This is a genomic window from Brachybacterium phenoliresistens (assembly GCF_000576425.1).
In the GTDB taxonomy this organism is placed as follows: Bacteria; Actinomycetota; Actinomycetes; order Actinomycetales; family Dermabacteraceae; genus Brachybacterium; species Brachybacterium phenoliresistens.
In genome coordinates this window covers 55,635-79,698 of sequence record NZ_KK070000.1, presented here as the reverse complement: position 1 = coordinate 79,698, position 24,064 = coordinate 55,635, and the positions used below count along the sequence as shown (strand labels likewise).

Below are 24,064 nucleotides of genomic sequence, written 5' to 3'. Positions count from 1 at the left end.
TGGGGAACAATGGCCCTGTCCCCGGGATGCCCGCGGACGCCCTGGCCGATGGACCCCGAGGGAGCGACGATGAGGGATGGACCGGCGGTGCCGGGCGCGGCCCGCGAGATCCGGCTGGGCCGCGCCGGGACGATCGCCCGGATCGCGCCCGACGGGTACAGCGCGCACGGCTGGGTGCTCGAGCTGGGCGGGGCCGAGCAGTCCCATGTCGACCTCGCGGATCCGCGGACCCTCCGCCACGAGTACCTGCGGCGCATCGCCGCCGTCCTGGACACGCTCGGCCGCCCGCATCGGCCGCTGGACGTGCTGCATCTGGGCGCCGGTGCGCTCACGCTGCCGCGGTACGTGCAGGTCACCCGCCCGGGATCGCGGCAGGTGGTGATCGAGATCGAGCGGGAGCTGCCCGGCTTCGTGATCGACCGCCTGCCGCTGCCGGCCGGCACCGACCTGCAGGTCGTGATCGGCGATGCGCGCGAGGAGCTCGCGGCGATGCCCGGGGTCCTCGTCGACCTGATGGTGCTGGACGTGTTCACCGGCGAGGAGACCCCGGAGCATCTGGCCTGCCGGGACTTCTACGCCGAGGCGATCGGGCACCTCGCCCCCGGCGGCGCGCTGCTGGTGAACATCGGCGACGACGCCGGGCTGCGCTTCTTCGCCCGGGAGGCGCAGGCGCTCGAGGAGGCGGCGGCAGCCGCCGGGGTGGGCGGGGCGTGGACCCTCGCCGAGGAGCACCTGCTCGAGCAGCGCCTCGCGGGGAACCTCGTGCTGGGCGCCGGGGACGGGCTCGCCGGCCCGGAGGCACCGCAGCGGCGCGCGGCGTGGCTGGCCGCCGGGCCGCACCCCGCCGGAGTCCTGGACCCCGACGGGACGGCGCACCTGGTGCACCGGATCCAGGGCGGCTGAGCCTCCCCGGCCGGCTCCGCGGCGCCGCGGCGCCGGCGCGGAGCCGGCGGCCCCGCGATCAGCGGCCGATCCACTCCCGGGCGATCTCGAGAAGGCGGTCGTTCGCGGCGACCTCGGCGATGGTCACCCGCACGCCGTCGACGCCGTAGGCCCGCACAACGAGGCCGCGGGAGTCCGCGAACGCGGCGAACTCGGCGCTGCGCTCTTCCAGGGGGAGGTACACGAAGTTGCCCTGCGAGACGGGCAGCTCCCAGCCCTGGGACGCGAGTCCGGCCCGGACGCGGTCGCGCTCGGCACGGATCTGCGCGGCCCGCTGCTCGAGCTGCTCGCGCGCCGCGGGCTCGAGGGTCGCCAGCGCCGCCTCCTGGGCCAGCAGGCTCGCGCCGAAGGGCACCGTCACCTGCCCCAGCGCCCGCGCCAGCCGCGGATGCGCGACCGCGTAGCCGATGCGCAGACCGGCCAGCGCCTGCATCTTGGAGAAGGTGCGCAGCAGGACCACGTTGCCGTGCTCGCGGAAGATCGCCCCGGAGTCGAGCACCGTCTCCGGGTCGTGGAACTCGCGGTAGGCCTCGTCGATCGCGACGACGACGTGCTCGGGCACCGATCGCAGGAACGCGCGCACCTCGTCCGTGCCGAGCGCGGGACCGGTGGGATTGTTCGGCGTGCACAGCACGACGAGGCGGGTGCGGTCGGTGATCGCCGCGGCCATCGCCGGCAGGTCGTGCCGATGCCCCTCGGCCAGCGGGACCATCACCGGCACGCCGCCGTGGCTGGTGACGACGATCGGGTACGCCTCGAAGGACCGCCACGCGAAGACGACCTCGTCGCCCTGATCCACGAGAGCGCGCACCAGGTCCCCGCTCACCGCGACGGATCCGGTCGAGACGGCGATCTGCTCCGGGGCGACGCCGTGCTCGCGACCCAGCGCCTCGCGCAGCGCGGCCGCGGCCATGTCCGGGTAGCGGTTCGCCCCGGCGAGCGCCCGGGTCACCGCCTCCTGCACGGACGGCAGCGGCGGGAACGGCGACTCGTTGGAGGAGACCTTGTAGCGCTCCACGCCGTCATCGGCCGCCGGCCGGCCGGGGACGTAGGAGGGCAGGGCGTCGAGGGTCCCGCGCAGGCGGACCGCCGCATCGGCGGGGGCGGGCTCGGACGGGGACGCAGCGGGCTCGGGGGCATCGGGCTGGGACATGCGCTCCAGGGTAGGGCGCACCGGGCCGGGACCGGGCCGCATATCAGGCTGTGATCCGGGCCCCGAGGTGCTTGGATGGGGGCATGAGATTCCTCGTGCACCTCATCGTCACCGCCGGGGCCCTGTGGGTCACCGCCCTGATCCTGCCGGGGATGCACCTGGGCGACGGGGACGCCACGGCCCTCACCCAGGTCCTCACCATCCTCGCCATCGCCCTCGTGTTCGCGCTGGTGGACGCGATCGTCAAGCCGGTCGCCTCGCTGCTGGCCATGCCCATCACCTGCGTCACGCTGGGCCTGTTCCAGCTGGTCGTCAACACGCTGATGCTGCTGCTGACCAGCTGGGTGTCGGGGCTGTTCGGCCTCACCCTCACCTTCGACACGTTCTGGTGGGCGCTGCTCGCCGGAATCCTCATCGGCATTCTCGGCGCGATCGTCGAGGCCGTGATCGGGGTCGGCGACCGGGACCGCGCCGAGGACTGATCCGCCCGATCCCGTCCTCCCGCTCCGGGTGCGCCGTACCCTGTGGGCGTGACTCCGCACGCCGCGCACCCCGCCCTGGATCCGCACGCCGTCCGCGCCCGCGTCCAGGCGCGCACCGGCCCGTTCGATGCGGACTTCGCCGCCCGCTTCTCGGAGCACCTGCCCACCCTGCACGGCCTGTTCCAGCGGATCTACGGCGAGCGGGAGGACTGGCAGGACGCCCTGGACGAGGTCCTCGTCCTGGCCGCCGAGTCCTGGCAGCAGCGGCCCGCGCCGCTGAAGGCCCTGGACGCGGCGCGCGCAGAGGATCCGGACTGGTTCACCTCCGCGCGGATGCTCGGCGGGGTCTGCTACGTCGACCGCTACGCCGGGACGCTGCGCGGCATGCACGAGCACATCGGCTATTTCCAGGAGCTGGGGCTGACCTACCTGCACCTGATGCCCCTGTTCGCGGCGCCCGAGGGCAACAACGACGGCGGCTACGCCGTGAGCAGCTACCGGCAGGTCGACCCGCGGCTGGGCACCATGGAGGACCTCGCCGAGCTCGCCGCGGCCCTGCGCGAGGCCGGCATCTCCCTGGTGGTCGACTTCATCTTCAACCACACCAGCGACGAGCACGAATGGGCCCGCAAGGCGGTGGCCGGCGACCCGGAGCACGAGGACTTCTACCTCATCTTCGAGGACCGGGCGATGCCCGACGCCTACGAGCGCACCACGCGCGAGATCTTCCCCGACGACCACCGCGGCTCCTTCGTGCAGCTCGAGGACGACCGCTGGATCTGGTCGACCTTCTACCACTTCCAGTGGGACCTGAACTACGCGAACCCGGCGGTGTTCCGCGCCATGGCCGGGGAGATGCTGTTCCTCGCCGCGCAGGGCGTCGAGGTGCTGCGCATGGACGCCGTCGCCTTCATCTGGAAGCGCCTGGGCACCGCGTGCGAATCCCTCCCCGAGGCGCACCTGCTGCTGCAGGCCTTCAACGCGGTGCTGCGCATCGCCGCGCCCAGCCTGCTGTTCAAGTCCGAGGCGATCGTCCACCCCGACGAGGTGATCGAGTACATCTCCCCCGGCGAATGCCAGATCTCCTACAACCCGCTGCAGATGGCGCTGACCTGGGAGGCCCTCGCCACCCGCGATGCGCGGCTGCTGAACCAGGCCCTCGAGCGGCGCCACGCCCTGCCCGCCGGCACGGCCTGGGTGAACTATGTGCGCAGCCATGACGACATCGGCTGGACCTTCGCCGACGAGGACGCCGCCGAGCTCGGCATCGACGGCTATGCGCACCGGCGCTTCCTCAACGACTTCTACGTGGGCCGCACGGTGGGCAGCTTCGCGCGCGGGGCCGCGTTCCAGGAGAACCCCCGCACCGGCGACGCCCGCGTCGCCGGCACCACTGCGTCCCTCGCGGGGATCGAGAAGGGCGACGCCGGCGGGGAGGACCGCGTCGTCCTGGCCCATGCGATCGCCCTGTCCACCGGCGGGATCCCGTTGATCTACCTCGGCGACGAGGTCGCGCAGATGAACGACTACGGCTACCGCAACCGTCCCGCCGAGGCGGAGGATAGCCGCTGGGTGGGCCGCCCGCACCGCCCCGCTGAGGCCTATGCGGTGCGCGAGGACGAGCGCACCGTCGCCGGGCGCGTCCACCAGCGGCTGCGGCGCCTGCTCGCCGTCCGCCGCGACGCCCCGCAGCTGGCCGGGAACGACCTCGTCCCCTTCCACGTCCCCCACCGCTGCGTCATCGGCTTCCAGCGCCCCGGCGAGGTCACGAGCATCCTGGTGCTCGCGAACGTCGGCGACGAGGGCGTCCACGTGGACCCGGTGACGCTGTCCGGCCTCGATCCGCAGGCCCGCGAGCTCATCGCCGATGTCGAGGTCGATCTGCGCGAGGGCGCGGCGATCCCCGCGCACGGCGTGCTGTGGCTGGAGGTGCGGCCGCGCGGCTGAGCGCATCGGCCCGGGGTCGGGCGCGGGGCATCGGCCCGGAGCCGGACGGAGCGCATCGGCCCGTGACGGACCCCGCTCCCCCGCGCCCCGGGGGTGATGGAACAATGGGCCCCATGGCCCATACCTTCGCCGACCTCACCCCGCCGATCGCGCTCACCCCGCTGGACGGCCGGTACCGCGCCCAGGTCGCCCCGCTCGTCGATCACCTCTCCGAAGCCGCCCTGAACCGCTGCCGGATCATCGTCGAGGTCGAGTGGGTCATCCACCTCCTCGACAACGGCGCCATCCCGGGCCTGCGCACCCTCACCGAGGACGAGCGCGCCCTGCTGCGCGCCATCCCGGAGGACTTCGGCGCCGAGGGCATCGCCGAGCACGCCGAGATCGAGCGCGAGACCGTGCACGATGTCAAGGCCGTCGAGTACTACATCAAGCGCCGTCTCGCCGGGACCTCCCTCGAGCCCCTCGCGGAGATCGTGCACATCTACTGCACCAGCGAGGACGTCAACAACCTGTCCTACGCCCTCATGGTCAAGGGCGCGATCGAGCAGGTGTGGCTGCCCGCCCTGCAGGGCGTCATCGACGACCTCGCCGCCCTCGCCCGCGAGACCGCCGAGGTGCCGATGCTCTCGCGCACCCACGGCCAGCCCGCCACCCCCACCACCCTGGGCAAGGAGCTCGCGGTCTTCGCCCACCGCCTGGGGCGCCAGGCACGGCGCATCGCGGCCGACGAGATCCTCGGCAAGATCAACGGGGCCACCGGCACGTTCGCGGCGCATTCGGTCTCCGTGCCCGGAACCGACTGGGAGGAGGTCTCGCGCACCTTCGTCGAGCACCTGGGCCTGACCTGGAACCCGCTGACCACGCAGATCGAGTCCCACGACTGGCAGGCGGAGCTGTACGCCGACGTGGCCCGCGCCGGGCGCATCCTGCACAACCTGGCCACCGACGTGTGGACCTACATCTCGATGGGCTACTTCCGCCAGCGGCTGTCGGCGCAGGGCGGCACCGGCTCCTCGACGATGCCCCACAAGGTCAACCCGATCCGCTTCGAGAACGCCGAGGCGAACCTCGAGATCTCCGGCGCCCTGCTGGACGTGCTCGGCCAGACCCTGGTCACCTCCCGCCTGCAGCGCGATCTCACCGACTCCACCACCCAGCGCAACGTCGGCCCCGCCATCGGCCATTCGCTGCTGGCGATCGCGAACCTCCGCAAGGGCCTCGCGGGCCTGGACGTGGACGCCGAGGCGATGGCCGCGGACCTCGACGCCAACTGGGAGGTGCTCGGCGAGGCCGTCCAGTCCGTCATGCGCACCCTGGGCGTGCAGGGCGCCGAGGGCATGGACAACCCCTACGAGCGCCTCAAGGACCTCACCCGCGGCCAGCGCGTCACCGGCGAGGGCATGCGCGAGTTCATCGGGACCCTGGGCCTGCCCGCGGAGGAGGAGGCGCGCCTGCTCGCGCTGAGCCCGGCGACCTACGTCGGCTACGGGCCGCGCCTGGTGGGACACCTCGACGACGCCTCCGGCGAGGACCCGTCATGACCGAGGCCCATCGGCCCGCCGTGGATGCGACCGCCGAGGCCGGGGACGCGTCCGCCGCGCCCCATGCCGCGACGGACGCGCTGACCGCGGCGGATCCCTGCTCCTGCAAGGACGCCCACGGCTACCACGACGACAAGCCGGCCTACCTGCGCCGGCTCAAGCGGGTCGAGGGCCAGGTCCGCGGGCTGCAGCGGATGATCGAGGAGGACGTGTACTGCATCGACGTCCTCACCCAGGTCTCCGCCGTGCAGAAGGCCCTCGAGTCCGTCGCCACCGGGCTGGTGGACGACCACATCCACCACTGCGTCCACGACGCCGCCCGCTCCGGAGACCCTGCCGTCATCGACGCCAAGATGGACGAGGTGATGGCGGCCGTGAAGCGGCTGCTGAAGTGAGCTCCTCCCCCTCCGACGACCGGGCCGGCTCCGCCGGGCACGGCTCGACGCCCGTCCCCGCCGGGCCGGCCGCACGCACCCCGCTGCCGCGGGAGTTCTTCGACCGCCCCGTCCTCGACCTCGCCCCGCTGCTGCTGGGCTGCGAGCTCGCCGGGCGGGGCGTGCGCCTGCGCATCACCGAGGTCGAGGCGTACTGCGGGGCCGTCGATCCCGGATCCCACGCCTTCCGGGGCCGCAGCGCCCGCAACGCCACCATGTTCGGCCCTCCCGGGCACCTGTACGTCTACCGGCACATGGGGCTGCACGTGTGCATGAACATCGTCGCCGATGCGGAGGGGGTCGCCACCGGGTGCCTGATCCGCGCCGGCGAGATCGTCGAGGGGGCGGATCTCGCCCGCGAGCGCCGCAGCGCCCGCGGCGTCACCCGCCGCGACCGGGACCTCGCCCAGGGGCCCGGTCGTGCGACGGTCGCCTGCGGCGTCACCTGGGAGGACGACGGCCTGGACCTGTGCGCCGGCCCGCTGCGCGTCCTCCCCCGGGACCCGGCGCTGCCAGCCCCCGTCGTGGCGACCGGGCCGCGGATCGGCCTGCGCACCGAGGCGAGCGACCCGGTGCGCTTCCCCTGGCGCTTCCGGATCCTCGGCGACCCGACCGTCTCCGGCCCCGCCGCGCTGAACCGCGCAGCCCCACCGCCCATCGCCTGAGACCGGACGCCGCCGCGAGCGCGAGCGGCAGCGGCCTGTGCTCGCCCGACGGCGGAACCTGACCGGTCCAGCGCTTGCCCGGCCGGGATCCGGCGCCTCCGGGGACGCCCGGTCGGACCCCTCGCCGCGAGCCTGGCCGCGCGCTGTCCGCGCTCCTACAGTGGCCCCAGGCGCAAGGACGCGCCCCGGGGTTCCGGCCACACGCCGCGGCCCCCGGTCAGGTCTCCCGATCGGGAGCAGCGTGGAAGGCACCAGCGACGATGACCGCGACATACGTGTACCCGTTCAGCGAGGGCTCCAAGGACCAGAAGGACCTGCTGGGCGGCAAGGGGGCGAACCTCGCCGAGATGACCCGGCTGGGCCTGCCCGTGCCGCCCGGGTTCACGATCACCACCGACGCCTGCCGCTGGTACATGTCCCACGGCGAGAACCCGCCCGAGCTGGCCGACCAGGTCGCCGCCGCCCTCGCCGACGTCGAGGAGCGCCTGGGGCGGAGGTTCGGCGACCCCGAGGACCCGCTGCTGGTCTCGGTGCGCTCGGGGGCGAAGGTGTCGATGCCGGGGATGATGGAGACGGTCCTGAACGTGGGCCTGAACGACGAGACCGTCCAGGGCCTGGCCGCCCGTTCGGGATCGGAGCGCTTCGCCCAGGATTCGTACCGTCGCCTGCTGCAGATGTTCGGGCGCACCGTCGAGGAGATCGACGGGGAGCGCTTCGAGGAGGTCATGGACCGCGTCAAGGCGCAGCGCGGCGTCGCCTCGGACGTGGATCTGACCGCCGAGGATCTCGCCGGCGTGGTCGCCGCGTTCCAGCAGATCATCCTCGAGGAGACCGGCGAGCCGTTCCCGCAGGACCCGCGCGAGCAGCTGCGCCGCTCGATCCGCGCCGTGTTCGACTCGTGGAACGCGCCGCGCGCGGTGGTGTACCGCAACACCGAGCGGATCCGCCACGACCTGGGGACCGCGGTGAACGTGTGCTCGATGGTCTTCGGCAACCTCGACGACCGCTCCGCGACCGGGGTGTGCTTCACCCGGGACCCCGCCACCGGCCAGCTCGGCGTGTACGGGGACTTCCTCGTCAACGCGCAGGGCGAGGACGTCGTCGCGGGGATCCGCAACACGCGCTCCCTGCCCGAGCTCGAGCAGGTCCTGCCCGAGTGCTACGCGCAGCTCACCGGGATCATGGACACCCTCGAGGCGCACTACAAGGACCTGTGCGACATCGAGTTCACCATCGAGTCCGGGACGCTGTGGATGCTGCAGACCCGCGTCGGAAAGCGCACCGCCGCGGCGGCCTTCCGCATCGCCACGACCCTCGTGGACGAGGGCGTGATCGACGAGGAGGAGGCGCTGCGCCGCGTCGACGGCGGCCAGCTGAGCCGCCTCATGTTCCCTCACTTCGCCGAGGGCTCCGGCGCGGAGCCGATCACGACGGGGCTCAACGCCTCCCCCGGCGCGGCCGTCGGCCAGGTCGCCTTCGACTCCGCGAGCGTGGCCGCGCGGGCCCGCGACGGGATCGCCACCATCCTGGTGCGCCGGGAGACGAACCCCGACGACCTCGCCGGGATGCTGGCCGCCGCCGGGGTCCTCACCTCCCGCGGCGGCAAGACCAGCCATGCCGCGGTGGTCGCCCGCGGGCTGGGCAAGACCTGCGTGTGCGGGGCGGAGACCCTCGAGGTCGACGAGAAGGCCCGGGAGATCCGCATGGGCGGGGAGGTGATCGCCCGCGAGGGCGATGTCATCTCCATCGACGGGACCAGCGGCGAGGTGTACCTCGGGGAGGTTCCCGTCGAGCCCAGCGAGGTCGTCCAGTACCTGGAGGGAGATCTCGCGCCCGATGATCCGGCCGCGAGCGATCTGGTGCGCTCCGTGCACCGCCTGATGGGCGTGGCCGATTCCCTGCGCACCCTCGAGGTGCGCGCCAACGCCGACACCGCCGAGGACGCCGCCCGGGCGCGCCGGATGGGCGCCCAGGGCATCGGCCTGGCCCGCACGGAGCACATGTTCCTCGGCGAGCGGCGCGTTCTGGTGGAGAACCTCATCCTCTCCGCCGACCAGGAGCAGCGCCAGGAGGCGCTGGACGAGCTCGCCGAGGTCCAGCGCGGCGACTTCGTCGGGCTGCTCGAGGCGATGGGCTCCCTGCCCACGACGATCCGCCTGCTGGATCCGCCCCTGCACGAGTTCCTCCCCGACATCACCGAGCTCAGCGTGAAGGTCGCCAAGCGCGAGGCGGCCGGCAAGAAGAAGTCCAAGCGGGACGTGACCCTGCTGGGGGCCGTGCGGCGCCTGCACGAGCAGAACCCGATGCTGGGGCTGCGCGGCGTGCGCCTGGGGCTGACGATCCCGGGGCTGTACGGCATGCAGACCCGCGCGATCCTCGAGGCGGAGGCCCAGGTGCGCCGCGCCGGCGGCGACCCCCACATCGAGATCATGGTGCCGCTGGTGTCCTCGATCCGCGAGCTGTGGGAGATCACCGCCGAGATCCGGGCGGTGCGCGACGACGTGGCCGCCGAGCAGGGCATGGACCTCGCCTGCCGGATCGGCACCATGATCGAGCTGCCGCGGGCGGCGCTGCGGGCCGACGAGATCGCCGAGGTCGCCGAGTTCTTCAGCTTCGGCACCAACGACCTCACCCAGACCACCTGGGGCTTCTCCCGCGACGACGTGGAGGCCGGCTTCTTCTTCACCTACAAGGACCGCGGCATCCTGCTGACCAGCCCCTTCGAGTCGCTGGACCAGTACGGGGTCGGGGAGCTGGTGCGCATCGGCGCGCAGCGCGGCCGCTCCACCCGCCCGGACCTCACGCTGGGGGTGTGCGGCGAGCACGGCGGCGACCCCGACTCCATCCACTTCTTCCACCACGTGGGGCTGGACTACGTCTCCTGCTCCCCGTTCCGGGTGCCGGTGGCGCGCTTCGAGGCCGGGCGGGCGAAGCTGCTGGAGGACTCCTTCGAGCTGCACCACTGAGCCGGTCGGGCCCCGTCGGGGCGGCCGGGCCGACGCCCGGGGCCGCACCGGCGGGCCGGGCCCGCGACCCCGCCTGGCGCACGACACGGCCGATGCCCGCGACGGGGCCGGTGCCCGCGACGGGGCCGGCGCCCGCGACGGGGCCGATGCCCGCGAGGGGGCATCGGCCCCGTCGAGCCTCAGCCGCGGGGGCGGACGTTCAGGGACTCGATGACGGCATCCTCGCCCAGGCGCAGGGCCAGGCCCACCGTCGCGGCGACCGACTCCGGGCGCAGGTACTTCTCCACCTCGTAGGCGCCGTCCTCGAAGGAGCGCAGCTGGCGCTGCATGTCGGAGTCGACGCGGCCGGGATGGATGGAGACCACCCGCACGCCGTGGGGACGCTCCTCCTGGCGCAGCGCGTCGGTCAGGGCGCGCAGCGCGAACTTGGAGGCGGCATAGGCCCCGCCGCCGGCCCCTGCCGTGTACCCGCTGCCGGAGTTGATGGTCACCACGGTGCCGCGGCGTGCCCGCAGCCCGGGCAGCAGCAGCCGCGTGAGCTCGGCGACGGCGGTGACGTTGGTGGCGAAGGAGCGCGCCCAGTCCTCGGGGGCGAGGTCCTCGACGGTCCCGGGGACGAGGATCCCGGCGCTGTGCACGACCCCGTCCAGCCCCGCAGCCAGTCCGAGCTCCTCGACGGCGCGGGCGACCTGCGCGGCGTCGGTGAGATCGGCGGCCAGCAGCTGCGGTGCGGCGCCGCCGGCTTCCTCCAGGGACGCGGCGAGCTCGGCGAGGGCCGAGGCGTCGCGGCCGCCCAGCACCAGGTCATGATCGGCGGCGAGCTCCTGGGCGACGGCGCGGCCGATGCCCCGGGTGGCACCGGTGACGAGGACGAGCGGGCGGGAGGGGGCAGCAGGCGCAGGCGTGGTCATGCCTCCATCCTTCCACTGCCCCGGCCGAGGTGGGCCAGGGCCGCGACGACGTGGGCGCTGGTCATCGCCTCCAGCGTCGGTTCGATCACCGGGGCGAACAGGGGCGAGTGGTTCACCGGGAGCGAGGCGGCGCCGCCGTCCTCCCGCATCGCCGCGGCGAAGGCCTCCGGGTCCCCTCCCCCGACCAACCAGTAGGCGTAGGGCACGCCCAGCGCATCGGGGATCACCGAGAAGTCCTCGGACGCGGTGACCTGGGGCATCGGCACGACCCGGTCCTCGCCGAAACGATCGCGGAAGGCCGCGGCCACCCGCTCGGCGGTCTCCGGGTCGTTGAGGGTGGGCGGCAGCTGGTGCTCGAGGACGATCTCGGGGTCGCGGGGCGCTCCGGAGGCCGCGCACTCGGCGCGGACCACCCGCTCGACCGCGGCGAGCACGCGGTCCCGCACCGCCGGGTCGTAGTGGCGCATGTTCACCTGCAGCTCCGCGCGGTCGGCGATGATGTTGGGCCGGGTGCCGGCGTGCAGCGCCCCGATGGTCAGGACGCTGAACTCCCCCGGGGCGACCTCGCGGGAGACCACGGTCTGCAGGCGCAGCACCACGCTCGCGGCGAGGACCACGGGGTCCACCGAGAGGTGCGGCATGGAGCCGTGGGCGCCGCGGCCGTGCAGGGTGATGCGCAGGGAGTCGCTCTGCGACATCACCGGGCCGGGGCCCACCGCGATCATCCCGGCCGGCATCGGCATCACGTGCTGGCCCAGCGCCACGTCCGGGTGCGGGATCCGCTCGGCGAGGCCGTCCTCGACCATGGCCCGGGCGCCCTCGCCGGTCTCCTCGGCGGGCTGGAACAGGGCGATGTAGGTGCCGGACCAGGTCCCCGGGTGCGCGAGCAGCTGGCGCACGGCGCCCAGCAGCGCGGTCACATGGGTGTCGTGGCCGCAGGCGTGCATCACCCCCTCGACCTCCGAGGCGTACGGCAGTCCCGTCCGCTCCTGCACGGGCAGGCCGTCGATGTCGGCGCGGGCCAGCACCACGGGCCCTTCGCCGTGGGTCAGCACGGCGACCACCCCGGTCCCGCCGATCCGCATCGGCCGCGCCCCCAGCGCCTCGAGCTCCGCGGTGATGCGCTGCGCGGTGGCGGTCTCCTCGAGGCCCAGCTCGGGGTGACGGTGCAGGTCGGTGTACAGCTCGCGGCGCCAGTCGCGATGCTCGGACAGGTCGCGCAGAGCGGCGTCCACGGCCTCCGCAGCCGGCTCGCCGGCGGCGGGCGCGGCGGCCCCCGGGGACGAGGCAGGGTCGGGCTCGGGGACAGAGGCGGCAGCGGGCTCAGGCACGGACACGGTGGGTTTCCTTCCGACGACGTTCTCGGGGAGGACACCGTACGCCTGCCGGATGAGCCCCTCCCCCGGGCCGCGGCGGCCGCGCGCCTGGCACGATGTGCCCGTGAGCATCGTCATCCCCGCCCGCCTGCTGCGCGCCGAGATCGTCGTCGTGCTGGCGCTGTCCCTGGGCCGCAGCGCCGTCTATGCGGTCCTCGCGCTGGTGGAGGCGATGGCGCGGGGCCCGCTGGCCGAGCAGAGCGTGGCGCTGAACGCCTCCGCCTCCGAGATGCCCTGGGCCGATCTGGCGCGCCAGCTGCTGGGGATCGTCTTCACGCTCGCCCCGGTGGCGCTGGCCGTGCTGCTGCTCGCGCTCACCGCCGGCTCGGTCCGGGCGGCGCTGGCCGATCTGGGACTGGACCTCGCCGCGCCGCTGCGTGATGCGCTGGCGGGCCTGGCCCTGGCCGCCGGCATCGGCCTGCCGGGACTGGCCGTCTACGCGGCGGGGCGGGCGATCGGCGCGACCGTCGAGGTGATCCCCGCGGCCCTCGCCGAGCACTGGTGGACGGTGCCCGTGCTGGTGCTGCAGGCGGTCAAGAACGCCGTGGTGGAGGAGGTGATCGCGGTGGGCTACCTGTCGCGGCGCCTGGAGGCGCTGGGCTGGGGGCCGGGGCGGATCATCCTCGCCTCGGCGCTGCTTCGCGGGGCCTACCACCTGTACCAGGGGATCGGCCCCGGCATCGCCAACGCCGTCATGGGCGTCGTGTTCGCCGCCTGGTTCCGGCGCACCGGCCGGACGATGCCGCTGGTCATCGCCCACACCCTGCTCGACGTCGTCGCCTTCGTCGGCTACGCCGTGCTGAAGGACGCGATCAGCCTCTGAGGCCGGCGGTCACAGGACGTAGGGCTCGCCCTCGCCGTCGGAGACCATCGGCAGACCGGACTCGAACCAGATGTCCATCCCGCCGGCGACGTTGATCGCGTCGTAGCCGTTCTGGTTCAGCCACTGGCAGACCTGCGCGCTGCGCCCGCCGCTGCGGCAGACGATGTACAGGTCGCCGTCCTCGGGCAGCTTGTCGAGGTTCTCCAGCAGGGTGCTGGCGGCGAGGTGCTGGGCGGTCGGGGCATGCCCGGCGTCCCACTCGGACTGCTCGCGGACGTCGATGAGGTGGGCGCCCTCGGGCACCTCGGCCGGGGCCACGGATTCGAAGTTCATGACGTCCAGCGTAGCGACCGGACCGGCACCGCGGGACGTCCCCGCCGCCGCGTCGACGCACCGGCCGAGGATCCACGGGACCAATACGGGGACACAGCGCCATATACCGCCTGTGTCCCCGTATTGGTCCCGCGAACCCCTCGTTGGTCCCGCGGCCCCCTCGCCCCGGGCTCCCCGTCCGGTCAGGCCTCGCTGCGCGCGACCCGGGACACGAGCGGGGCGCTGACCAGGACGCTCACGGCGACCAGGCCCAGGGCCACCAGGGCGCTCAGCAGGTACTGCACCAGCGGGCCCAGGATCGCCGCCCCGCCCAGGACCGGCATGATCAGCCCCGCGGCGCTCACCCCCGCGATGATCGCGGCGATCGCGAGCGGCAGCCCGATCTCGGCCATCCGCGCCCGCTGCAGCGCCGAGATCGGCGCGCCGGAGACGTGCTGGGAGCGGTAGACGCCCGCCTGGTCCAGGACGCGGGCGGTCTGGGTGACGCCGGTGGACACCGCGGCGAGCACCGCGGCGATGCCGAGGGTGAGGTAGCCGCCGGTGTTCAGCGCCGTCATGAGCGCCGCCTCCGCCGGGTCGGTGGAGCGGCCGAAGATCGTCAGCAGGGTCAGGAAGCCGGCGATCACCAGGCCGAAGGTCACCCCGGAGACGCTGCGCCAGCCTGCGCGGGGGTCCGCGGCCAGGCGCCGCGCCCCCACCAGCAGCGCCGGGCGGGGCGCCACGGCGGCGAGGATGCGGGCGGCGAGCCACACCACGAACGGACCGACCAGGTTCACGCTGCCCACGAGGACCGCCATGAAGACGGCGAGCACGACGGTGGTCACCAGCAGCGGGTCGTCCGCGGTGCCGGCCAGTCGCGGCACGATCTGGAAGGCGGCGCCGAAGCCGATCACGAGCAGCACCCAGACGGCGAGGCGGATCACCGACATGCGCACGATCCGGGAGTCCCGGGCGACGCCGAGCGGGGAGATGACCACGCCCAGGAGCCCGAGCGCCGCGGAGAACGCCGACAGCAGCGCGACGGCGAGGACGAGCACCGGATAGCCCCAGACCGGGAGCATGAGCTCGCCGATCGTGAAGGGCGCCAGGCCGAAGTCGAGACCGGTCAGGGCCGGGGTCACCGCGAGGTGCAGGCCGATGCCGGCGAGGGAGCCGATCAGCGCCTGCAGGACGACGTCGAGCACGGCGATGGTGCCGATCTGCGCGGACGTCCCGCCCACCAGGCGCATCGAGGCGAGGTCGCGCTCGCGACGGCTGAGCGACAGCTTCGCGGCCGCGCTGCCGAGGCCCATGGCGCTCGGGACGAGCAGGGCCGTCGCGACCGCGGCGCAGGTCAGCAGGAACGGCAGGTTCGCGCGGGGATCGGAGAAGTCCACGCCCTCCGGGACGACGGCGGCCCTTCCCAGGAATGCCGTGAGGCCGCCGAGGACGGTCGCGAGGATCGCGGTGGAGGCGGCGAAGCCGATGATCGGGAGGATCCCGGCGATCCCTCCGCGGCGGCGCAGGACGAGGGGGGCGACGTTCAGCAGGGTCATCGGACCTGTCCCTCCGCGGCGCTCCGGCGGCGGAACTGCTGCTCGATGCGCCCGTCGCGCATGGCGATGGTGCGCTCGCACACCGCGGCGACCGCCGGGTCGTGGGTGACCATCACGAGGCTCGCCCCGGCTTCGCGGCTCGCCTCGGTGAGGACCTCGAGGACGGCGTGGCCGGTGGCCTGGTCCAGGGCGCCGGTCGGCTCGTCGGCGAAGACGACGGTGGGCCGGCCGGCGAGCGCCCGCGCGATCGCGACGCGCTGCGCCTGCCCGCCGGAGAGCTGCCCGGGACGGCGGTCGTGCAGGCCCGCGAGCCCCAGCCGGTCCAGCCAGCCGCGGGCGTCGGCGGTCGCGGTGCGCCGCGAGGACCCGGCGAGCATGCGCGGCAGGATCACGTTCTCCAGCGCGGTCAGCTCCGGCAGCAGCTGGCCGTCCTGGAAGACGAAGCCGAACGCGCTGCGGCGCAGGCGGGTCCGTGCCGCGTCGGACAGGTCCTGCAGCGGCTGTCCCCCGTGGTGGACGGTGCCGTCGGTCGGGGCGATGATGCCGGCGAGCACGTGCAGCAGCGTCGTCTTGCCGCAGCCGGAGGGGCCCATGACGGCGAGCGACTCGGCGACCTGGATGTCGAGGTCGATCCCGTTCAGGGCGGGGGTCGCGCTCGCGGACTTCCCGTAGGTGTGGCGCAGGCGGCGGGCCTGCAGGACCGGCGGCGGTCCGGCCGGGAGGGGCTGCGGCTGCGGGGCGAGGCCCGCGACCGGCGGGACGGGCAGCGCGGGGGCGCTCTGCGGGACGGCGGAGGGATGCGTCGTGTTCATGGCTCCACGATCCCGCCGCCGCCCCGGGACGCGCATCGGCCCCGGGATCGAACTCCCGGGGCCGGCGTCAGACCGTGGGGGGACGGCGCCGTGCGACCGGCGACCGCCCGCGGATCACCCGAAGCGGCCGGAGATGTAGTCCTCGGTCTGCTTGTTCTCGGGGTTGGTGAACATCTTCTCGGTCTCGTCGATCTCGATGAGATGCCCGGGCTTGCCGGTGCCGGCGATGTTGAAGAAGCCGGTGCGGTCGGAGACGCGCGAGGCCTGCTGCATGTTGTGGGTGACGATGACGATGGTGAAGTCCTGCTTCATCTCGTGGATGAGGTCCTCGATCGCCAGGGTCGAGATCGGGTCGAGCGCGGAGCACGGCTCGTCCATGAGGATGACCTCGGGCTTGACGGCGATGGCGCGGGCGATGCACAGACGCTGCTGCTGGCCGCCGGACAGGCCCATGCCGGGCTTGTCGAGGCGGTCCTTGACCTCCTCCCAGAGGTTCGCGCCGCGCAGGGAGCTCTCCACGAGCTCATCGGCCGTGGACCGGGAGATGCGCTGGTTGTTGAGCTTCACGCCCGCGAGCACGTTGTCGCGGATGGACATGGTCGGGAAGGGGTTCGGCTTCTGGAAGACCATGCCCACCCGGCGGCGGACGTTGACGGGGTCCACGCCGCTGCCGTAGATGTTCGCGCCCTCGATCTCGACCGAGCCGGTGGCGTATGCCCCGGGGATGACCTCGTGCATGCGGTTCAGGGTGCGCAGGAAGGTGGACTTCCCGCAGCCCGAGGGGCCGATGAGCGCGGTCACCGAGCGGGGCTGGATCGTCACGTTGACGTTCTCCACGGCGAGGAACTCGCTGTAGTAGATGTTCAGATCCTCGACGTTGATGGCCTGGGCCATGGAGATTCCTTTCGATGCGGCCGGCGGGAGCGGCTCAGCGGCCGAGCTTCGGCGAGAAGTAGTAGCTGACCAGGCGGGCGATGACGTTCAGGAGCATGACGATGAGGATCAGGGTGAGCGCTGCGGCCCACGCCCGGTCGTAGTTGATCGTGGTCGAGCACGCGTAGTCGATCTGCGTGATCGGGTTCGTCATGACGTCGGAGTTGCACACGGCGTTGCCCGAACGGTACTGGCTGTTGATGAACGTCGGCAGGGTCTGCATGCGGCCCTCGAACAGGTTGGCGTTCATCAGAGGCAGGGCGCCGACCGTCAGCAGCAGCGGGGCCGTCTCGCCGATCACGCGGGCGACGGCGAGGGTGACCGAGGTCGTCAGGCCGGCGATCGCGGTCCGCAGCACCACCCGGACGATGGTCAGCCACTTGGGCACGCCCAGGCCGTAGGCGGCCTCGCGCAGCTCCATCGGCACCAGGCGGAGCATCTCCTCGCTGGAGCGCACCACGGTCGGGATCATGAGAACGGACAGGGCCACCGATCCCATCAGGCCGATGCGGATGCCCGGATCGTTGGTGATGGTGATGAACAGCGCCAGGCCGAACAGGCCCGCGACGATCGAGGGGATGCCGGTCATCACGTCCACCAGGAAGGTGACGCCGCGGCCCAGCACCTTCAGCGCGCCGTAGCGGGCGTACTCGACGAGGAAGATCGAGGTGAACAGGCCGATCGGCACGGAGATCAGGGAGGCGCCCAGGGTGATCAGCAGCGTTCCCACGATCGCATGGGAGATGCCGCCGGTGTCCATGCCGCCGATCACGCCGGCCATGTCCATGGTCCAGAACTGCAGCGGGATCGGGCCGATGATGCGGACGATGCCGCGGTGCAGCACCTCCCACAGCAGCGAGATCAGCGGGATCATCGCCACGGCGAAGGCGCCGTACACGAGCATCGTCACCAGGCGGTCGGCGGCCCAGCGGCGGCCCTCGCGGACCCGCGAGTAGAGATAGCCGATCACGAGGTGCAGGCCGTAGCCCAGCACGAGGACGCCGCCGATGCTCACCGACCCGAACAGGGCCAGGACCAGCACGGCCAGGAGGACGGCGGCGAGGGCGGTCAGCAGCATGTGCCAGCCCGGGAGCCGGTTCTCGGCGGTCGCCGAGCCGGTCAGCAGCTCCGAGTGCGTGGGCTTGGAGGTGGTCGTGGTGCTCATGGTTCCCTCTCAGCCCTGGGTGCTGCGCGCCACGACGGCGCGGGCGATCGCATTGATGACGAAGGTGATCACGAACAGCACGAGCCCGGTGAAGATCAGGCGGGCCATGACGTCCGGGGTGGCCTCGGCGCTCTGGGAGGCGATGTTGGCGGCGATCGAGTTGTGCCGGCCCACCTCGAGGATGTGCAGCGAGAACGAGGAGCCGGGCGAGAGCACCATGAGCACGGCCATGGTCTCGCCGAGCGCGCGGCCCAGGCCCAGCATCGAGGCGGAGACCACGCCCGAGCGGCCGAAGGGCAGCACCACGGTCCGGATGGTCTCGAAGCGGGTGGCGCCGAGGGCGAGGGCCGCCTCCTCCTGCAGCCGCGGGGTCTGCAGGAAGACCTCCCGCGACACGGCGGTGATGATCGGCAGGATCATCACCGCGAGGACCACGGAGGCGGTGGCGAGGTTGCGCATCGGGGCGCTGGGCTCCCCGGCGAACAGCGGGATCCACCCGAGATACGTGTTCAGCCACATGTACAGCGGCTCCAGGCGCGGCACCAGCCAGACGCCGCCCCACAGGCCGAAGACCACCGAGGGGACCGCGGCGAGCAGGTCGATCATGAAGCCCAGCGGCGTGGCCAGGCGCCGCGGCGCGAAGTGCGAGATGAACAGCGCGATGCCGACGGCCACCGGGACCGCCATGAGCAGCGCGAGCACCGCCGCGAACACGGTGCCGAACACCAGCGGGGCGGTGTACTCGAGGAGGGAGACGGCGTCCGCATCGCCGGTGACCTCGCGGCTGGACTGGATCGCCGGGAGGGAGCGGATCGTCAGGAAGACGGCGACGAGCAGCAGGGTGAGGAAGATCAGAAGGCCGGAGCCGATGCTCAGCCCGCTGAAGATCAGGTCACCGGGCCGCTTCGCGGTCCGAGCCTTCGTCTCGGGGGGATCGGACTGCTTCTGCGGCGTGGGGGTGGCCGCGGCGGACGTGCTCACGAACAGCCTTCCTGAGGTGGGGACGAGGAACCCGGTGCGCCGGGTGGCACGGCGCACCGGGTGCTCAGGGGCTCCGCCCCCGGCCTCCGGTGCGCCGTGATGCGGCGGTGCGTCAGGCCGCGGCCTTGATCGACTCGATCGCGGCGGTCGCGTCGGTGGACAGGCCCTCGGTCAGCGGGGCGCTGCCGGCGGCCTGCGCGGAGGCCTCCTGGCCCTCGGGGGACACGACGTAGCCGGCGTAGGCCTTCACCAGGTCCGCGGTCTCCTGATCAGCATAGGTGTCGCACAGGACCAGGTAGGAGACGAGCACGATCGGGTAGGCGCCCGGGTCGTCGATCGTGCGGTCCAGCTCCATCACGATGTCGTGCTCGGAGCGGCCCTCGGCGCGCGGGGAGAGCTCGACGGCCTTGGCGGCGGCCTCGGGGCTGTACTCGATGTACTCCTCGCCCACCTTCACCTTGGCGATGCCGAGGTTGCCGGCCTTGGAGGCGTCGGCGTAGCCGATGGTGCCGTTGCCGCCCTCGACGACGGAGACGAGGCCGGAGGTGCCGTCGCCGGACTGGCCGCCCTCGATGGGCCACTCGTCGACCTCGCCGTGGGTCCAGACGTCGCCCGCGGTCTCGGACAGGTAGGAGGTGAAGTTCTCGGTCGTGCCGGAGCCGTCCGAACGATGCACGGGCGTGATGGCGAGATCCGGCAGCGTCGCCTCGGGGTTGTCCGCGACGATGGCCGGATCGTTCCACGTGGTGATGGTGCCGGCGAAGATGCCCGCGATCGTCGGGGCGGACAGCTGCAGATCCTCGACGCCCTCGAGGTTGAACACGACCGCGATCGGGGAGATGTAGACGGGCAGGTCGAAGGCGGTGCCGCCCTGGCAGGCCTCGGCCGACTGCGCCAGCTCGTCCTCGGTGAGCGCGGCGTCGGAGCCGGCGAACTGCACGCCGCCGGCGAGGAACTGCTCGCGGCCCGCGCTGGAGCCGACGGAGTCGTAGGTGACCTGGGCCTCGGGGTTCAGGGCGATGAAGTTCTGGGTCCAGGCGCCCTGGGCGGACTCCGCGGAGGAGGCGCCGGCGCCGGCGAGCTGGCCCGAGGCCGCGCCCGGCTGCGCACCGCCGGCGTCGGAGCCGCCGTCGGCCGAGGGGCTGCCGCCGCCGCAGGCGGACAGGGCCAGGGCGCCGGTGAGGCCGAGGGCGGCGAGCGCGACGAGCTTGTTCTTGCGAGCGTTCACAGCTGGTCCTTTCGGGGGGCCTTGGCCCACCAAGGTCATGGGGTCTTTTGACGTCCGTCCTCGAAACTAGGGAGTCGAGATGACACACCGCCGCCCCCGATGTGAACGCCAGGTGAACACCCCATCCCGACTGGCATCTCCGCAGGTCAGGCTCATATTACAGGTTCGTCACACCCGCGGTCACGATGCGGTCACGACGCGCCCGGGGTGCCCGTCGGGGGCGCCGGGGCGGCGCGGGGACCGGCCTGCTCACGAGGTGCCGACCGCCCAGACGCCGACGACCACGTAGAGCAGGATCCACAGGACCACGAAGATCAGGTACAGGGTGCCGAGGATGCCGGTGACCAGCCCTGCGATCGCGAGCCCGCGGCCTCCCTGCGTGCCGTCCGCCGTCGCCTTCATGCCCATCACCGCGAGCACGACGGCGACGGGACCGGCCAGGGGCAGGCAGGTCAGGGAGAGGATCCCGAGGATCATCGCGGCCGTGGCGGAGCCGCTGCTGGGCGGGGCGACGTAGTACTGCGGCTGCGCCGGACCCCCGTAGGGCAGGGCGCCGGAGCCGAACTCCGGGCCGGTGTAGCCGGGGGCCGCCGTCGCCGCGCTGCTCGCATAGGGGTCCGGGGCCGCGGCGGCCGACGCAGACGAGCCGGCCGATCCGAGCTCGTCCGCGGGGACGCCGTACGGATCCGTGCCGGGGCTCCCGTAGCCGCCCGCCCCGCCGTAGGTCCCGGCGTACGGATCCGAGGGCCCTGAAGCGCTGTACCGTCCGTAGCCGTCCGAGTCCGTCATCCCCGCTCCTTGCGTGCTGTCGGCGCGGCGCGTTCCGCACCCCGGTGGACCGGAGCGCCCCACCCCGCGGCGATCCGGCTGCGGCCGAGCGGCCGCACGGGCATGCTACGCGGTGCGGCGATCGCGCCGCTCCCCCGGCTCGTCCGCGCCGCCCCCGGCTCGTCCGGGGCGCTCACCGGATGTTCGGGAGGTGCCTCTCGATGGCGACGATCCGGGCATCGGCCGTGCAGTGCAGGATCAGCGCCTCCCCGGCGGCGAGATACGGGTTCGCCCGGGGCAGCTCGAGGGCGACGTCCTGCAGGGCGAGGGCCCGCGCGGCGGCGATCACGGTGGGCAGCACGGGGCGGTGGGTGCACACCACGGTGGGCTGGGCCTCCTGCAGCACCCGGTCCATCACCGCCCGGGTGCGCGAGGGATGGTCGGCGTGCCCGGCCTCGGTGAGCTCGGGCTTCTCGACGATGTCCATGCCGCCGAGCTTCGCGAAGGGCTCCACCGTGTCCCGACAGCGCTTCCACGGGCTGGTGACCACGCGGCCGGGGTCGAAGGCGTCGATCACCGGGGGCAGGGCCTTGGCCTGCTGCTTCCCCTTGCTGTTCAGGGGCCGGGACTTCTCGCCCTTGCGCCATTTGGCCCGGGACAGCGCCGCGGCATGGCGCTGGATCACGATCGGGACCGTCACCAGCTCGTCGCGGCTGCGATAGCGCTGCAGCGCCTCCAGCTGCACGTGGTCCCCGCGCCGGGTGGTCAGCGCCATCGCCTCGTCCAGCGGCACCCAGCGGGTCTCGTCGATCTCGCGGCGGTCCTCGGGGCCGGGCCCGGAGCGCGCCCGCACCGTGGCCGCCCAGTACTGCACGATCTTGGTGCGCCCGTCCGGCAGCAGGTAGACGGAGGCGGGCAGCGGCCGATGCAGCCGCACGCGGTATCCGGTCTCCTCGGCGACCTCGCGCACCGCGGCGGCGGGGAACGTCTCCCCGCGGTCGAGCTTGCCCTTGGGGATGGACCAGTCGTCGTAGCGCGGCCGGTGCACGAGCAGCACGTCGATGCCGCCGCGCTTCTCGCGCCACACCAGGGCGCCCGCGGCGAGGACAGGGGCCGGGCTCCCGGAGGCCGCCAGCACGCTCATGCCTCCTGCGCGCGGCGCAGCTGCACGTCGCGGCCGATGGTGCTGAAGCCCAGGCGCCGGTACACGCTGAGCGCGGGGGCGTTGTCCCCCTCGACGTAGAGCACGGCGCGACGGCAGCCGGCACGGGCCAGATGGTCGAGGGCCCGGACCATGAGCAGCCGGGCGACGCCGCGGCCCTGCGCGACCGGGGCGGTGCCGACGACGTAGATCTCGCCGTCCTCGGCGGCCTCGCCCTCCCGCTTGGTCCACACGAAGCCGACGAGCTCGCCGCGGTGGCGGGCCAGGAAGAATCCCTCCGGGTCGAACCATGGCTGGGCGGCGCGCTCGCGCAGGTCCGCGAGGGTCATCCGCCCCTGCTCGGGGTGGGAGGCGAAGGCCACGGCGTTCAGCGCCACCCACTCTTCACCATCCCGGTCCAGGTCGAAGCCGGTGATCTCGAGCGGCTGCAGGGAGGACTCGGCGGCCGGGAGCGCCGCCCCGGGAAGGGGACGCCCGAGGGTGAGCAGCGTCCTGCGGGGGGTGTACCCGGCGCCCTCGAGCAGGGCGAGCGCGCCGGCGAGCGCGCCGTGCGCCCAGACGGCCGCATCGGGCCGGAGCGCGGTGACCTCGGCGAGCAGCCGGCGGCCGATGCCGCGGCGCCGGTGCGGGGGATCGACCATCCCCTGCACGGTGCCGTCGGCGAGCACGCTGGCATAGCCCAGCACAGCGCCGGGGTCCTCTGCCTCGGCGCCCTCGGCGGGGACCAGCAGGTGGCGCGGGCCGGCGGAGGGGTCGGCGGGGGCGGCGGCCAGGGCGAGGCGGGCGGCCTCGTCCAGGGGGCTCACGCCGTCGGCCTGGGCGCAGGCGTCCAGCAGACGCCCGATCCCGCGCCGAGCGGCAGGAGTCAGCCGGTCCGTGGTGATCATCCCGAGGGGTCCTTCCGAGGCGGTCGAGCGGGCGCGGGGCGGGGCGCGCTGCGCCGAAGGACGCGCAACGGCTCGTAGACTGCCCACTGTAGCGCTCGCGCAGGCCCCTTCGGACGCCGTGCCCGAGCTGTCCGCCCGCGACCCCCTGGAGGCCCTATGACCGCGCCGGAGCGGGCTCCCCTGGGGGCCGCCCTGGCCCTGCTGCTGACCGTGACGTCCCTCGCGGGCCCCCATGCGCCGGGGCTGATCGCGGTCGCGGTCGGCGCCATGGCGATCATGGTCGCCGCGGGGTGGACGGAGCTGCTCGAGCTGCCCGACGCCCTCGGCTCACGGGTGGTGATCGCGGCCACGGGAGTGGTCGGCGCCGCGCTGACGCTGCTGGGCACCGACCGCCCCAGCCCCCTGCAGGGGGTGGCGGTGGTCGCCGCCGTCGGCCTGCTCGCGGCGTTCGTGCAGCAGATGCTGCGCCGCGAGCGGCGGGCGCTGACCCTCTCGCTCACCGGGACCGTCAGCGGCTCCCTTCTCGTCGCGCTGTCGTGCTGCTGGACCCTGGCCTCCTCCGAATCGGCGGGCGCCCCGGCGGCGGGCCTGGTCACGGCTGCGGGCGCGGGCCTGGCCGTCGCCCTGCTGATCGAGGAGACCCCGCTGCCCGGCCTGCTGCGCCTGCCGCTGTCGATGCTGGCATCGGCCGCGGTCACCGGCGTGGTCGCGGCGGAGCTGGGCGCGAGCGTCCTGCCCGTGGGGGCGGCCCTCGGGCTGCTGGTCGCCTTCGGCGCCGGCGGCGTGCACCAGCTGCTGGGATCGATCCTCGTCGCCCGGGAGCCCACCGCCTCCCTCGCCGTCGCCGCCGCACCCGTGGCCACCACCGGCGTGGTGGTGCTGATGGCGGTGCGGATCCTCGGCTGAGACCCCGCCGGGCCCCTGCCGCGGCGCCGCCCGCGGCACGCCCGCCGGGCCTGCCGCGTCTGTAGACTGGCGGCCATGACTGCACTCTCGCTGTTCTTCCTGACCCTGGTGGTC

At 73.5% G+C, this 24,064-nt stretch carries 21 protein-coding genes and 2 pseudogenes; 10 read left to right on the top strand and 13 right to left on the bottom strand.

Translation table 11 applies throughout. The annotated features are described in order from the left end of the window. Positions 1-9 precede the first annotated feature (9 nt). A pseudogene (locus BF93_RS14770) lies at positions 10-627 on the top strand (spermidine synthase); the annotation flags it as partial. Further along, positions 607-699 (top strand): annotated as a pseudogene (locus BF93_RS20305) (spermidine synthase); the annotation flags it as partial. The pseudogenes BF93_RS14770 and BF93_RS20305, both read left to right, overlap by 21 nt. Positions 700-961: 262 nt before the next feature. Here the strand turns inward: BF93_RS20305 and BF93_RS14765 are convergent. After that, positions 962-2,095: a histidinol-phosphate transaminase gene (locus BF93_RS14765; protein ID WP_038373675.1), complete on the bottom strand. Its 1,134-nt coding sequence runs from the start codon at positions 2,093-2,095 to the stop codon at positions 962-964. Between the two features lie 83 nt (positions 2,096-2,178). Here BF93_RS14765 and BF93_RS14760 point away from each other — a divergent pair, with 83 nt between their 5' ends. From BF93_RS14760 to ppdK, 6 genes are all read left to right on the top strand, one after another. Then, positions 2,179-2,577, top strand: coding sequence for a phage holin family protein (locus BF93_RS14760; protein WP_038373674.1), 399 nt, complete (start codon positions 2,179-2,181; stop codon positions 2,575-2,577). Positions 2,578-2,652: 75 nt separating this feature from the next. Next, a complete protein-coding gene (locus BF93_RS14755) occupies positions 2,653-4,524 on the top strand; it encodes an alpha-amylase family protein (RefSeq protein ID WP_038373719.1) in 1,872 nt (623 codons plus the stop codon). A gap of 113 nt (positions 4,525-4,637) precedes the next feature. After that, positions 4,638-6,065, top strand: a complete 1,428-nt coding sequence (purB, locus tag BF93_RS14750) for an adenylosuccinate lyase (RefSeq protein ID WP_156954160.1) — start codon at positions 4,638-4,640, stop codon at positions 6,063-6,065. After that, positions 6,062-6,460 (top strand): metal-sensitive transcriptional regulator, encoded by a 399-nt coding sequence (locus tag BF93_RS20275; RefSeq protein WP_084148585.1) that lies wholly within the window; start codon positions 6,062-6,064, stop codon positions 6,458-6,460. The genes purB and BF93_RS20275 overlap by 4 nt, the downstream gene beginning before the upstream one ends. Next, positions 6,457-7,164: a DNA-3-methyladenine glycosylase gene (locus tag BF93_RS14740; RefSeq protein WP_084148584.1), complete on the top strand. Its 708-nt coding sequence runs from the start codon at positions 6,457-6,459 to the stop codon at positions 7,162-7,164. Before BF93_RS20275 ends, BF93_RS14740 begins: the two co-directional genes overlap by 4 nt. A gap of 260 nt (positions 7,165-7,424) precedes the next feature. Next, positions 7,425-10,130, top strand: coding sequence for a pyruvate, phosphate dikinase (ppdK, locus tag BF93_RS14735; RefSeq protein WP_038373672.1), 2,706 nt, complete (start codon positions 7,425-7,427; stop codon positions 10,128-10,130). A 179-nt stretch (positions 10,131-10,309) separates the two neighbouring features. Here ppdK and BF93_RS14730 read toward each other — a convergent pair whose 3' ends face one another. Further along, a complete protein-coding gene (locus BF93_RS14730) occupies positions 10,310-11,041 on the bottom strand; it encodes an SDR family oxidoreductase (protein ID WP_038373671.1) in 732 nt (243 codons plus the stop codon). After that, positions 11,038-12,372, bottom strand: coding sequence for an amidohydrolase (locus BF93_RS14725; protein WP_332248921.1), 1,335 nt, complete (start codon positions 12,370-12,372; stop codon positions 11,038-11,040). Before BF93_RS14725 ends, BF93_RS14730 begins: the two co-directional genes overlap by 4 nt. A gap of 115 nt (positions 12,373-12,487) precedes the next feature. On the opposite strand from BF93_RS14725, the gene BF93_RS14720 reads away from it, so the two are divergent. Next, a complete protein-coding gene (locus BF93_RS14720) occupies positions 12,488-13,240 on the top strand; it encodes a CPBP family intramembrane glutamic endopeptidase (protein WP_038373713.1) in 753 nt (250 codons plus the stop codon). Positions 13,241-13,249: 9 nt separating this feature from the next. Here BF93_RS14720 and BF93_RS14715 read toward each other — a convergent pair whose 3' ends face one another. From BF93_RS14715 to mshD, 10 genes are all read right to left on the bottom strand, one after another. After that, positions 13,250-13,573 (bottom strand): rhodanese-like domain-containing protein, encoded by a 324-nt coding sequence (locus tag BF93_RS14715; protein WP_038373670.1) that lies wholly within the window; start codon positions 13,571-13,573, stop codon positions 13,250-13,252. A gap of 182 nt (positions 13,574-13,755) precedes the next feature. After that, positions 13,756-15,108 carry an FtsX-like permease family protein gene (locus BF93_RS14710; protein WP_038373669.1) on the bottom strand — a complete coding sequence of 451 codons (1,353 nt, stop codon included), beginning with the start codon at positions 15,106-15,108 and terminating at the stop codon, positions 13,756-13,758. Then, complete coding sequence (locus tag BF93_RS14705) at positions 15,105-15,920, bottom strand: ABC transporter ATP-binding protein (protein ID WP_038373668.1); 816 nt, start codon at positions 15,918-15,920, stop codon at positions 15,105-15,107. Before BF93_RS14705 ends, BF93_RS14710 begins: the two co-directional genes overlap by 4 nt. A gap of 114 nt (positions 15,921-16,034) precedes the next feature. Further along, positions 16,035-16,814 (bottom strand): phosphate ABC transporter ATP-binding protein PstB, encoded by a 780-nt coding sequence (pstB, locus tag BF93_RS14700; protein WP_038373665.1) that lies wholly within the window; start codon positions 16,812-16,814, stop codon positions 16,035-16,037. A gap of 34 nt (positions 16,815-16,848) precedes the next feature. Further along, positions 16,849-18,018, bottom strand: coding sequence for a phosphate ABC transporter permease PstA (gene pstA / locus BF93_RS14695; RefSeq protein ID WP_038373664.1), 1,170 nt, complete (start codon positions 18,016-18,018; stop codon positions 16,849-16,851). Between the two features lie 9 nt (positions 18,019-18,027). Next, positions 18,028-18,999, bottom strand: a complete 972-nt coding sequence (gene pstC, locus BF93_RS14690; RefSeq protein ID WP_038373663.1) for a phosphate ABC transporter permease subunit PstC — start codon at positions 18,997-18,999, stop codon at positions 18,028-18,030. A gap of 112 nt (positions 19,000-19,111) precedes the next feature. Further along, positions 19,112-20,227 (bottom strand): phosphate ABC transporter substrate-binding protein PstS, encoded by a 1,116-nt coding sequence (pstS, locus tag BF93_RS14685; protein ID WP_038373662.1) that lies wholly within the window; start codon positions 20,225-20,227, stop codon positions 19,112-19,114. Positions 20,228-20,476: 249 nt separating this feature from the next. Continuing rightward, the gene (locus BF93_RS19110; RefSeq protein WP_051487007.1) at positions 20,477-21,016 is read right to left on the bottom strand and encodes a DUF4190 domain-containing protein; all 540 of its coding nucleotides are present in this window, start codon (positions 21,014-21,016) and stop codon (positions 20,477-20,479) included. Positions 21,017-21,188: 172 nt separating this feature from the next. Further along, complete coding sequence (locus BF93_RS14675) at positions 21,189-22,139, bottom strand: NUDIX hydrolase (protein ID WP_038373660.1); 951 nt, start codon at positions 22,137-22,139, stop codon at positions 21,189-21,191. Then, complete coding sequence (mshD, locus tag BF93_RS14670) at positions 22,136-23,044, bottom strand: mycothiol synthase (RefSeq protein ID WP_038373659.1); 909 nt, start codon at positions 23,042-23,044, stop codon at positions 22,136-22,138. Before mshD ends, BF93_RS14675 begins: the two co-directional genes overlap by 4 nt. Before the next feature lie 156 nt (positions 23,045-23,200). Here mshD and BF93_RS14665 point away from each other — a divergent pair, with 156 nt between their 5' ends. Further along, positions 23,201-23,950: a hypothetical protein gene (locus BF93_RS14665; protein WP_038373658.1), complete on the top strand. Its 750-nt coding sequence runs from the start codon at positions 23,201-23,203 to the stop codon at positions 23,948-23,950. Positions 23,951-24,064 lie beyond the last annotated feature (114 nt).